Source organism: Kribbella sp. CA-293567 (assembly GCF_027627575.1).
Taxonomy (GTDB): domain Bacteria; phylum Actinomycetota; class Actinomycetes; order Propionibacteriales; family Kribbellaceae; genus Kribbella.
In genome coordinates this window covers 4656332-4667803 of the sequence record NZ_CP114065.1, presented here as the reverse complement: position 1 = coordinate 4667803, position 11472 = coordinate 4656332, and the positions used below count along the sequence as shown (strand labels likewise).

At 68.1% G+C, this 11472-nt stretch carries 12 protein-coding genes; 7 read left to right on the top strand and 5 right to left on the bottom strand.

Features of this window, described 5'->3' with window-relative positions; translation table 11 throughout:
* Nucleotides 1-762: an SDR family oxidoreductase gene (locus OX958_RS21345; protein ID WP_270130852.1), complete on the bottom strand. Its 762-nt coding sequence runs from the start codon at nt 760-762 to the stop codon at nt 1-3.
* Nucleotides 763-936: 174 nt separating this feature from the next.
* Between OX958_RS21345 and OX958_RS21340 the strand changes: the two genes are divergently transcribed.
* From OX958_RS21340 to OX958_RS21335, 3 genes are all read left to right on the top strand, one after another.
* Complete coding sequence (locus tag OX958_RS21340) at nt 937-1785, top strand: helix-turn-helix transcriptional regulator (protein WP_270130850.1); 849 nt, start codon at nt 937-939, stop codon at nt 1783-1785.
* A gap of 105 nt (nt 1786-1890) precedes the next feature.
* The gene (locus OX958_RS35380) at nt 1891-2007 is read left to right on the top strand and encodes a hypothetical protein (RefSeq protein ID WP_442913211.1); all 117 of its coding nucleotides are present in this window, start codon (nt 1891-1893) and stop codon (nt 2005-2007) included.
* Between the two features lie 229 nt (nt 2008-2236).
* On the top strand, nt 2237-3103 hold the full coding sequence (locus OX958_RS21335; RefSeq protein ID WP_270130848.1) for a DUF4365 domain-containing protein: 867 nt from the start codon (nt 2237-2239) through the stop codon (nt 3101-3103).
* A 291-nt stretch (nt 3104-3394) separates the two neighbouring features.
* On the opposite strand, the gene OX958_RS21330 is transcribed toward OX958_RS21335, so the two are convergent.
* Entirely contained in the window at nt 3395-4273 is an 879-nt protein-coding gene (locus tag OX958_RS21330; protein WP_270130846.1) for a LysR family transcriptional regulator, read from the bottom strand.
* 87 nt (nt 4274-4360) lie between these two features.
* On the opposite strand from OX958_RS21330, the gene OX958_RS21325 reads away from it, so the two are divergent.
* Nucleotides 4361-5650, top strand: coding sequence for an aspartate aminotransferase family protein (locus tag OX958_RS21325; RefSeq protein ID WP_270130844.1), 1290 nt, complete (start codon nt 4361-4363; stop codon nt 5648-5650).
* On the opposite strand, the gene OX958_RS21320 is transcribed toward OX958_RS21325, so the two are convergent.
* The gene (locus tag OX958_RS21320) at nt 5631-6449 is read right to left on the bottom strand and encodes a hypothetical protein (RefSeq protein ID WP_270130842.1); all 819 of its coding nucleotides are present in this window, start codon (nt 6447-6449) and stop codon (nt 5631-5633) included. The two genes, OX958_RS21325 and OX958_RS21320, sit on opposite strands and share 20 nt — an antisense overlap.
* Before the next feature lie 96 nt (nt 6450-6545).
* Complete coding sequence (locus tag OX958_RS21315) at nt 6546-7763, bottom strand: MFS transporter (RefSeq protein WP_270130840.1); 1218 nt, start codon at nt 7761-7763, stop codon at nt 6546-6548.
* A gap of 145 nt (nt 7764-7908) precedes the next feature.
* Here OX958_RS21315 and OX958_RS21310 point away from each other — a divergent pair, with 145 nt between their 5' ends.
* Nucleotides 7909-8796, top strand: a complete 888-nt coding sequence (locus OX958_RS21310; RefSeq protein ID WP_270130838.1) for an NAD-dependent protein deacetylase — start codon at nt 7909-7911, stop codon at nt 8794-8796.
* A gap of 86 nt (nt 8797-8882) precedes the next feature.
* On the opposite strand, the gene OX958_RS21305 is transcribed toward OX958_RS21310, so the two are convergent.
* On the bottom strand, nt 8883-9860 hold the full coding sequence (locus OX958_RS21305; protein WP_270130836.1) for an SGNH/GDSL hydrolase family protein: 978 nt from the start codon (nt 9858-9860) through the stop codon (nt 8883-8885).
* A gap of 174 nt (nt 9861-10034) precedes the next feature.
* Here OX958_RS21305 and OX958_RS21300 point away from each other — a divergent pair, with 174 nt between their 5' ends.
* On the top strand, nt 10035-10994 hold the full coding sequence (locus tag OX958_RS21300; protein ID WP_270130834.1) for a bifunctional riboflavin kinase/FAD synthetase: 960 nt from the start codon (nt 10035-10037) through the stop codon (nt 10992-10994).
* Nucleotides 10995-11135: 141 nt separating this feature from the next.
* On the top strand, nt 11136-11408 hold the full coding sequence (gene rpsO, locus OX958_RS21295) for a 30S ribosomal protein S15 (protein ID WP_164604166.1): 273 nt from the start codon (nt 11136-11138) through the stop codon (nt 11406-11408).
* Nucleotides 11409-11472 lie beyond the last annotated feature (64 nt).

Here is an 11472-nt window from a genome sequence, read left to right as displayed (position 1 = left end):
CTAGCTGGCCTGGCCGGTGGGCATGATGGTGATCTGCTGGAAGTTCACTCGCGGCGGCAGGCCGGCGATGAAGCCGACCGTCTCGGCGATGTCGCCGGGCGTCAGCCACTCGAGCTGGGTTTTGGCGTCTTCCAGCCAGTCGGTGATGCCGGGGACGGTCACGTGGCTCTGGAGTTCGGTGGTGGTGAAGCCGGGCTCGATCGCGGCCACCCGGACGTTCTTCGAGCCCAGGTCGGCGCGCATCTGCTTGGAGAGCTGGGTGACGTACGCCTTGGTGGCGCAGTACACCGCGAAGCTGGGGTAGGGGTTCTGGGCGCCGATCGAGGACGTGTTGATCAGGTCGGCCACGCCGCGCTCGGTGCCGGCCTTCACCAGTTGCGGGACGAAGGCGCCGATGACGTTCATCAGGCCGGTGATGTTGAGGTCGATCTGCTGCTGCCACTGGTCGGTGGTGACCTCGTCGATCGGTGCCGGCAGCATCACGCCGGCGTTGTTGAAGAGCAGGTCGGCGCCACCGAACTCGGCTGCCACCTGGTCGGCAGCGGCCCGTACGGCGGCGACGTCGGTCACGTCGGCGGCGATGGCCAGCGCGGTACCGCCGTCCTTCTCGATCCGGGCGACCAGGTCGGTCAGCCGGTCGGCACGTCGTGCCAGTACGGCGACGTGAGCGCCGAGGCCGGCCAGGTGCTCGGCCGTGGCTGCGCCGATGCCGCTGGAGGCGCCGGTGATGACAGCGACGCGGCCGGTGAGGGAGTTCGACATTGGAAAGCCTTTCAGAACAAGGAATTGATTCCGGAGATCGCGGTCGGAGGCCGCCTATCCAGAACACCAGTTTCGGAAGCCGTTTTGGGGCCTCGAGCAGGGGCTGTGCAGGCTGGTACCGGCAGGGCTACCCAGACCGGGGGATAGGTCGGCCCGATAGCCGACACTGGGTACATGGACCGCAGTGCAGAGCTATCCGACTTCCTGCGCTCTCGTCGCGCTCGGCTGAGCCCCGACGAGGCAGGCATCGCCGAAGACGGCCGCGCCCGGCGGGTGCCTGGCCTGCGCCGTGACGAGGTCAGCCGCCTCGCGGGCGTGAGTACGGAGTACTACACCCGGCTTGAGCAAGGCCGCGCCGGTTCGCCCTCACCGGAGGTCGTCGAAGGACTCTGCCAAGCACTACGCCTCGACCTGGCGGAGCGGGAGCACCTCAACGACCTGCTGGCCCGGCCCACGCCGGTACGGCGTACCGCGGTCGCGCCGCAGCGTGTCCGGCCAGGGCTGCATCTGCTGCTCCAGACGCTGGACCATGTCCCCGCCTTCATCGTGGGACGGCGTACCGACGTGCTGGCGGCCAACCGCCTGGCCTGTGAGGTCGTCACCGATTTCGAGGCGCTCCCGGTCCCGCAACGCAACCTGGCTCGCTACTACCTGCTCGACCCGGAGGCTCGTCAACGAGTCGGTGACTGGGAGCAGATCGCCGCCGAGACCGTCGCCATGCTCCGGCTGGACGCAGGCCGCTTCCCGAACGACCGGCGGCTGTCGGACCTCCTCGGCGAACTGACCCTGCGGTCGCCCGAGTTCCCGTCGTGGTGGAACAACCACCACGTCCTGCGGCGTACCCACGGCACCAAGCGGTACCACCACCCGGAGGTGGGGGAGCTGCACTTCTCCTACGAGGCGCTGCACCTGCCTGACGATACGGACCAGCTGCTGTGCGTCTACAACGTGGAGCCCGGCTCCGCGACCGCCGACTCCCTGCGGCTACTGGAAGCCTTCTCCGGACGGAACCAGCGAGCCTGATCGAGGTTCCCGCCGCCCATCACGGGGTCCTTATGCACTTCAAGCTCACAAGGAAACGCGGTCGGGATCGGCACACTCGGCCAGTTCGCGTACTACGACGCGCTGGTGATGCATGGCGACGGGCGCGGCCCCACGACGTTCAGCAGCATCCGTAACCGGACGCGCAGGTGGCGACTCCCGCCGAGGGTGAAGACGAAACGACGTACCTGCTCGCGCTTCTGATGCATGCGTGTGGACGATGAAGCAGGAGCTCGCGCACGAGGAGACCAGCCGTGTGGACAGATACCGCTCACCGGGTCTTTCTGAACAACGACAACTTCAACCTCAACACCCCGCGCAGCTGGCAAGTTTATGGGACCCCTTCCACATCGGCGGATGCGTAGTACCGAGGGCCACGGCAGACAGCTGCGGCCTTGGGACATGGACGTGATAGCTCTTGCGGGTGGCAAAAGTGAATCCCAACAGGCCCATCGAGTTGGCTGCGATTCGTGCGGTCACCGCATTGTTCGAGGACCACTCGCACATCGTGGGTCAGATCGCCGGCGTCAACGATCATGGTGAGGACCTGTTCGTCCGGTTCGTCGAGGACCTTCAAACCACTGGTCATACCATCGCGATTCAGGTGAAAGGCGGGAAAACGACGCGGGCGTCCGGTGGGTACCGGGTTCGTGTCGAGAACCACGCAGTGGACTGGTCCAACCCGACGGTGCCGGTGATCTGCGTCGTGCAGGACCCGGACTCGAAGCTCCTCTACTGGGCGAACGCCACCGAGCAACTGAAGAAAGACAAAGGTGGAAGATCGATCTTCGTGCCGTGGTCGGCGCAGTTGGACGGCGGCACCATCGCTGAGTTTGTCACGCGAACAGGGAGGTACCTGAACGAGCGGTCAGGGGTGCGGCAGGCATTGGCAGAACTGAGTGGGGCCAAGTTGGACTCGGCTGACTATCTCGGGTACTTCATGAACACGCACGGCGAGCATCTGATCTTCCGACAGCCTTGGAGGTCGGCAACGGCGGAGCTTCTGCACAGTGATCTCGGCTGGGAGCCGACACCGCTCGGGATCGACATGGTGGACCCAGCAACACGAGCCGAGCGGCTTGGAATCTCGACCATCGCCGAGCTCGGCACCAAGCTAGGGCTTCCGGATCCGTCTGAAGCATTCGCGAAGTTGGGAGTCACCTCGGCAGTGGACTTCTTCGAGCGATTTGTCCACGTCGGCGGTGTAATCCTGGACGTGCAGGAGCGGGCCTGGCTCAAGAATTGCTTCGCAGCCAGTGCCTGGTGGCGGGAGGATCCCACCTTGCTGGACCGTGGATAGGTCGCAGTACACGTCGGGGTGTTGAGAGCGGCTCACTAGCAGGGCTTGGAGTGATCTGCAGAAACGTTGTGACCGTGCGGGCGACAAGGGCGGTTCGTTCCAGGGCAAGGGGGAAGTAGCGTCAGCGAGAGTGCGGCTGCATTGGCAAAGCGGTACGAGGAGTTGCAGGGCAACTACATGCTCAGCCGTCAGTTATCGAAGCGGGCGACGCAGGAGCCCGCGCTTGGGGTGGGTGGGAGCTGGCGCCCGAGTGAGCGACGCAGGAGCGAGCGCCGGCGCGGGCGCGGGGAATCAAGTGAGGGCAGCGAGCACGGCCAGGACGGCAGGACGCGGCGGCGTACCTCGACGCACAGCCGCGGTGATGGCGCGAGAGACCGGTACGACGAGCGGCCTGGTGGCGACCTCGTACCGCGGATCCACCGCGAGACTCGGCAGCATCGCGATCGACAATCCCGCCTCGACATGGCGAAGAAGCGTCGAGTAGTTGCTGAAGCGCCCGACCACCCTGGGTTCGAAACCGGCCTGGCGGCAGAGACGGGTGGTCAGGTTGGACATGTAGGACTGCGGCCGGTCGAAGGCCCACGGCTCGTCCGCGTACGCCGCGAGGTCGGCGGCGCCGAGCCCGGCGGTCGGATGATCAGGTGGGACGACCAGCACGATCAGGTCGCTGGTCAGCGGGACGAGATCGAGGTCAGGTCCCAGCGGTTCCTCGGCGAAGTCCGTGGTGGTGATGACGAGGTCCACCTCGCCACTCCGCAGTGCCGGCAGGCTTTCGTGCGGCTCCAGCTCCGACACCTCGATCTCCAGATGCGGGTACGTCGACGCCAGCCGGATCACCGCCGGCGTGACCAGGGTGTGGATCGCGCTCTGGAAGGCACCGAGCCGCACCAGCCCGGCCGGTTCGGTGCTGAAGCTGCGGAGCTCGGCCTCGACCGCGTCCATGTGGTCGAGGATCGCCGCGGCCCGGCGGGCCAGGATCAGGCCGGCGGGGGTGAGCCGGACGCGGCGGCCGGTCCGCTCGAGGAGTTTGGTCCGCGTCTCCGTCTCGAGCAGCGCGAGTTGCTGGGACACACTCGAGGCGCTCAGGTCGAGGGCGGTGGCGACGGCCCGGATCGTGCCGTGGGCCTCGAGCTTGTTCAGCAGCCGAAGCCGCCACGGGTTGAGCGTCATACCAGCATTGTTGTGCGGTTCTGCCGAACAGCAAGTGCGGAAACGTGTGCTGGACGCGATGGTCGGGCCCGCCCTAGCGTCGGCACCATGACGATCTGGACCGACATCGACCGGCACCTCATCCGCTACGCGGGCCCGGGCAAGTTCAGCCCCGCCATCATCGACCGCGCGGCCGGCAGCTTCCTGTTCACCGAGGACGGCCGGAAGATCCTCGACTTCACCTCCGGCCAGATGAGCGCGATCCTCGGGCACTCGCACCCGGAGATCGTCGCCACCGTGCAGCGCCAGATCGGCACCCTCGACCACCTCTTCAGCGGGATGCTGAGCCGCCCGGTCGTCGACCTCGCCCGCCGGCTGGCGGACACCCTGCCCGATCCGCTGGAGAAGGTGCTGCTGCTGACCACTGGGGCCGAGTCGAACGAAGCCGCGATCCGGATGGCCAAGCTGGTCACCGGCAAGCACGAGATCGTCTCGTTCGCGCGCTCCTGGCACGGTATGACGCACGCCGCCGCCAGCGCGACGTACAGCGCCGGGCGCAAGGGGTACGGACCGTCCTCGCCGGGCAACTTCGCCATTCCCGCGCCCAACACCTTCCGCCCGGACTTCACCACGGCGGACGGCGAACTCGACTGGCGCAAGCAACTGGACTTCGGTTTCGAGCTCATCGACGCGCAGTCGGTCGGCAGCCTGGCCGCCTGCATCGTCGAGCCGATCCTGAGCTCGGGCGGCGTTCTCGAACCTCCCGTGGGCTATCTCCAGGCGCTGCAGGAGAAGTGCCGCGAGCGGGGAATGCTGCTGATCCTCGACGAGGCGCAGACCGGCCTGTGCCGGACCGGGAACTGGTACGCCTTCGAGCGCGACGGCGTCGTACCGGACATCCTGACGCTCTCCAAGACGCTCGGTGCCGGTCTCCCGATCTCCGCCGTCATCACCAGCGCCGAGATCGAGGCCGCCGCCCACGAGCGTGGCTACCTCTTCTTCACCACCCACGTCTCGGACCCGCTGGTCGCGGCGGTCGGCAACACCGTGCTCGATGTCCTCACCCGCGAGCGCCTCGACGAGCGGTCGGCCAAACTCGGGCTGTTCCTCCGCCAAGGCCTCGAGGCACTGGCGGAGAAACACTCCGTCGTCGGCGATGTCCGCGGCCGCGGCCTGCTGGCCGGCCTCGAACTGGTCGCGGAACAGGCCGGCGAACTCGACGCGAAGGTCACCCAGCGCTGCCTCGAACTCGGCCTGCACATGAACATCGTCCAGCTGCCCGCCATGGGCGGGGTCTTCCGGATCGCGCCACCGCTGACCGCCAGTGAGGAGGAGCTCTCGCTCGGGCTGGAGATCCTCGACCAGGCGCTGACCGACGTCAGCTCAGCCGGATCCTGAAGACCGCGACCCGGGCCTCGTGGCTGTCGACACTCATCGGGATCGACTTCGTGCCGGTCAGGTCGAGCTGCACGGTGCCGTCACCGGGCAGCCAGCCGATCCGGTCGATCCCGTTGGCGAACACCTTGCGTTCGTTCGGCTGCCCGGTGGCCTGGTTGTAGTTCGGGTTGTTGGTGTCCGCGGTCCAGATCACCAGCTGGCCCCGGTCGTGGTGAGCCATCACTCGTTCGCGGTGGGTCTTCTTGTGCAGGTCCCACTCGTCGCGCAGGTTCGGGTTCTGCTCGCCGTTGTAGGCACCGGCCAGGTAGTGGGTGTTGATCAGCACGAACTTCAGCCCCGGGTGGTTCTGGTGCTCGACGGTGACCTCGGTGATCCAGCGCGGCGGAGTGACGCCGCCGATCGCGCCGTGCACGAAGGTGGCGTTGGAGTTGGCCACCGTCCAGGGCCGCGGCACCGAGATCGGCACCCGGTACGCCGTGGCGTGGTGCAGGAACGAGTTCTGGTACTGCGTGCCGAAGTACTGCGAGATCATCGCGGGCTCGCCCTCGTCGCCTTCGCGGATCTCCTGCCAGCAGACGAACGGGCGGGTGCCCGGATCGCCGTTACGGACATCGCGGATCGCGGCCTCCCGCGCGCCGAGGTTCTTGCGGCCGATGTTCGCCGTGATGATCGGCAGCCTGAACCAGTCGGTCGCTGCCAAGGCCGATCGCGCGCCGGCCACCGAGCCGAGCGTCGCGGCGCCTGCCAGCGCGCCACCGCCGAGCATCAGGGCTTGCCGTCTACTGAGCTTGTTCTCCATTGCTACCTCCGCTGTGCCTGGCCCAGCGGCCAGGGGGCGACTGTCTTGCGGGTCGCGGAGTACGACGCGGTGGAGCTGCCGACGGTTTCCCCGGATTCAGGCGTCTCGAGGTGGAAGCACCGGTCGCGCGCGAAGGCTGAGGACGACGAAGGCCGCGGTGGCGAAGGTGGTCAGCACGGCCGGCACGAAGAACACGTGGGGGAGGCCGATCGCGGCGACGCCGAGGCCGCCGATCGCGCCCCCGATGGCTGAGCTGACCGGGATCGCGCTGAGGAAGACGCCGGACGCCGTACCGACGCCTTCGGGGTAGAGCTGCTGGGCGATGGAGACGCCGAGGGCGCCGACGCAGGCCCAGAGGCCGGCGGTCAGCGCTTGACCGAGGAAGAGCATGCCGACCGACGTACTGGTCGCGTAGGCGAGGTTTCCGGCCAGACCCAGGACGGCGCCGCCGGTCATCACCGGCATCGCGCCGACGCGATCGGCCAGCCGGGCGACCAGGGGCAGCATCAGCAGTTCGAGCAGCGGCTGGATCCCGATCACCGCGCCCCGCATCGAGTCGGAGATGTGGAGTTCGTCGGCCATGTAGATCGGCAGGTAGCCGAACTTGATCGTGTCACCGGTCATCGCCAGCACGCAGACGGCGGTAAAGACCAGCAGCGGCATCATGTGGTCGATCTGGCGGCGGCTCTCGGCGTGCGGGCGCAGCGTCAGGTCGGCGTACCGCTCGATCCGCTGGCGGCCGAACGGGATGATCTGCGCGAAGACACAGACTGCGGTCGCGACCAGCAGCGCGCGCAGGCCGAAGACCCCACCGAACCAGCTGCCCAGCACCGGTCCGAGCATCCAGCCGACGGTGAACGCCATCCGGATCGCCGCGACGACGCGGTTGTCGGCTTTCGTCGGATGCCGGCTGAGCTCGTCCCGGCAGGCCGCGAACAGCTGCGCCATCGCGCCGCCGCCGACACTCAGGGCCAGCGCGCTGATGACGAACGGGAGCCAGACGGAGTCGGCGAGCGCCATCGCCAGCCAGCCGACGGTCCCGACCACCGCGCACAGCCGGAACCAGAGCATCCGCTCCGGGCTTCGGTCCGACCACCGCCCGATCAGGAACCCGGCGACCGGCGCCGCCAGGTTGGTGACGTAGTACAGCCCGGCCACCGGCAGCGGCGTACCGAGCTCCTTGACCAGGAACAAGGTCAGCTGCGGCGTCGCCGCCGACGTACCGATCCCGGCGATCAGCAACGACAGGAAGGCCGAACGGTAGAACCTCGACCGGACGACGATGCGCAACGCAGACTCGGGCCGGTCGAACATTCAGTTTCCACCTAGGCGAGCAGGACAGTCCCCGAACCCTATCCGCCACCGTCCGCGCCCACCCACCCCGTCTCGGCGCTCGAACGCAACTGGTACTACACGCCGCTTTCCGGCTCTGCGCGGAGGCAAGACGTACTCTGGAGGCGTGCGTTCCCGTCCCACGCTTACCTGGTCTCCCGGGCCAGATGTGCTCTCACTGGCTCCCGGTACGACGGATGTCGCGCCCGTGGCCGACGTACTGCGCGACGGGTGCGTGGTGGTGCTGAGTGGCGCCGGGATCTCGACCGAGTCGGGAATCCCGGACTATCGCGGGGTGACGGGGAGTCTGAGGACCCATACGCCGATGACGTACGGCGACTTCGTGGGAAGCGAGTCGGGGCGGCAGCGGTACTGGGCCCGAAGTCACCTCGGGTGGCGGACGATCGCCCGAGCCGACCCGAACGCCGGGCATCGCGCGGTCGCGACGCTGCAGGCTGGTGGGTACGTCGACGGCGTCATCACCCAGAACGTCGACGGGTTGCACGGCGCGGCCGGTGCGCGGGACGTCATCGAGTTGCACGGCAATCTCGATCGCGTGATCTGCCTCGACTGCCGGCAGACGACCGCGCGCGAAGAACTGGATCGCCGCCTTCAGGCGGCCAACCCGGCCTTCGAGGGCGAGGCGACCAGGATCAACCCCGACGGCGACGTCGAACTGCCCGAGGAGGTCGTCAGAACCTTCCACCTCGTCGGCTGCACGAACTGCGGGTCGCGGCTGCTGAAGCCCGACGTCGTCTTCTTCGGCGAGAACGTCCCGAAGCCTCGCGTCGAGCGCTGCTACCGCCTGATCGACGACGCCCGCGCGATCCTTGTTCTTGGTTCCTCCCTGACGGTCATGTCCGGCTTCCGCTTCGTCCGGTACGCCGCGAAGGCCGCCAAGCCGGTGCTGATCATCAACCAGGGCCACACCCGAGGCGACCTGTACGCCGCTGTCCGGGTGAACCTCCCACTGGGCGAAGCGCTGACCAGCCTGACGGACGCCCTCGGCCGCTGACCGGGCATCGGGGAGCAAAACACCGGGCCAGAACCCCTTGCGTGGAGGGATTCCGGCCCGGTGCCCGCCGTACGGATTGGAAAGGGTCAGCGTTGCGCGCCGGTCCGTAGGCGGTCCAGGTGGGCCTCGACGGCCGGGTTGGATCTGGTCTTGGCGGCCTGCCGGCCGAGTGAGCGGGCTTCGGCAGCCCACCGGGCCTGCTCGGCCGGCGTCACGGTCGCCGGAGCGCCGGTCAGCTTCTTGTAGGTCAGCGACGCCACTCCGGCCTGCCCCTCGTAGCGAGGGTGGTAGTTCAGCGCCCGGAGCAGGTTGATGTCCTTGCCCTGGATCCACGCCTGCCCGTCCGGAGCGCAGGCATCGTGCCCGGTCGACGGCCCGAAGGTGTCCACATAGATCGCCCCGCCTGCCTTGGCCGCGCCCTCCACTGCCTGGTTGAGCTTCTGCTCCACCGAGTACAGATAGGCGTAGTCACCGTCCGAGAACGGCAGGATCGAGGGGCAGACGCCCTTCTCCGGCGCGATCTTCGGATAGCCGACCAGGACGACGGTCGCTCGCGGCGACCGCAGCTTGATCCCCTTCACCACCTCGGTGATCCGGGCCTGCGTCTGGACGATCTTCTCCGCCAGGCTGTCCTTGCCGTTCACCGTGAAGTGCGTCTTGCACGGCGATCCGGCCGGATCCGCGGCCCGCAGACCGGGGCAGGTGCCGGTGATGTCGCCGAAGACCCCGAAATCGTTGCCACCTATCCCGACGGTGACCAGGTCCGTGTCCGGCCTCAGCGCGTTGAACTGCGGCGGGAAGGTGCCGAGCGGGGTGCTCTGGGGCTGGGTCATGTTGGTCGTGTCCGCGCCACCGCAGCTGACATCGGTGAACGAGGTCACCCGCAGCAGCGCGGCGACCTGCTTGGGGTAGTTGCTGCCCGATCGCAGGCAGCCGAGCGACAGCAGTTCGGGCAGCGGCACCAGGGGCGCCGACGTGTAGGAGTCGCCGAGGGCGACGTACCGGGAGAAGGAAACTGGCGCGAAGGCCGGGGCGGCAGCCTGAGCGGTGCTCGTGATGGACATCGAACCGACAAGGGCCACCGAACCGCAGGCGGCGACCAGGCGCTGAACTCTCACAAGACCTCCGAGGGTGCGAAAGATTGCGGGCCCACCCTAAGTTGAGTCACCACCCGATTACAAGGGGTGACCAAGGGACCTCTTGTACGACGCCCGCGGCGCACGTGGAATCCTTCTCGTATGCATGTCTGGCACGGTTTGGGCGAGGTGGACCCCGAGTACGGGCCGTCGGTCGTCACCATCGGCAACTTCGACGGCGTGCACCGCGGTCACCAGGAGGTACTGCGGCACGCCCGGGCGCGGGCCGCCGAACTGGGCGGCCTGCCGGTGGTCGCGATGACGTTCGACCCGCACCCGATGTCCGTACTGCGTCCCGGGCACGCCCCCGCGACGATCAGCGAGCCCGGCCGCCGCGCCGAACTGCTCGGTGCGGCCGGCGCGGACGCGGTGCTGATCCTGCCGTTCGACCGCGACGTCGCATCCTGGTCGCCGGAGGAGTTCATCGCGAAGGTGCTGGTCGGCACGCTGCACGCCAAGGCGGTCGTGGTGGGGGAGAACTTCCGCTTCGGCCACAAGGCTGCCGGGCACGTCGACACGCTCGTCGCCGCGGGTGCGGCCGCCGGGTTCCAGGTAGAAGGGCTGAGCCTGGCGGGCGACGCGCAGCCGTGGTCGTCGACGTACATCCGCGAACTCATCGCCGACGGCGACGTCGAAGGCGCCGCCGAGGCGCTCGGCCGGCCGCTGAGGGTCACCGGTGTCGTCATCGAGGGCGACAAGCGCGGCCGGGAGATGGGCTATCCGACGGCGAACATCCCTGCGGTGCCAGGCGCCGCGGTCCCGCTCGACGGGGTGTACGCCGGCTGGCTGACCGTCCTCGAGCCGGCGCCGGGCGGCCCGCGGTACGCCGAACCGCTGCCCGCCGCGATCAGCGTCGGCAGCAACCCGACCTTCGACGGCGTCGACCGCCGGGTGGAGTCGTACGTGCTGGACCGCGACGACCTGGAGCTGTACGGCGCCCGCATCGCGGTCGACTTCGTCAGCCGGCTGCGGGGCACCCAGATCCGCTTCGACACCATCGACGACCTGCTGGTCCAGATGAAGCTCGACGTCGACCAGGCACGCCGGCTGCTCATCGGGTGACCCGTCAGGGGGCCACGTGATTAGGGTGACGCGTCCACGGACTGGTACCGTGGATGCTGCCGTCTGAACGGCCGCGGATCGAGAGTGCCCGGGTGACCCAAGCCCCGGTGCGCCGCGCAACGGACATCGAGAGGATCACACGTGTCGTCAGCCAATCCTGAGGCGAAGAAGAAGATCATCGGCGAGTACGCCCTGACCGAGGGCGACACCGGTTCCCCCGAGGTCCAGGTCGCGCTCCTCACGCACCGTATCGCCGACCTGACCGAGCACCTGAAGGAGCACAAGCACGACCACCACAGCCGTCGTGGTCTGCTCCTCCTGGTCGGCCAGCGTCGCCGGCTGCTGAACTACCTGTCGAAGAAGGACATCAACCGCTACCGGTCCCTGATCGAGCGGCTCGGCCTTCGCCGATGACTTCGTGAGAAGCGGCCACCGCGTTCCGGGTGGCCGCTTTTCGCGTATCCGTGTTCGGGGCACA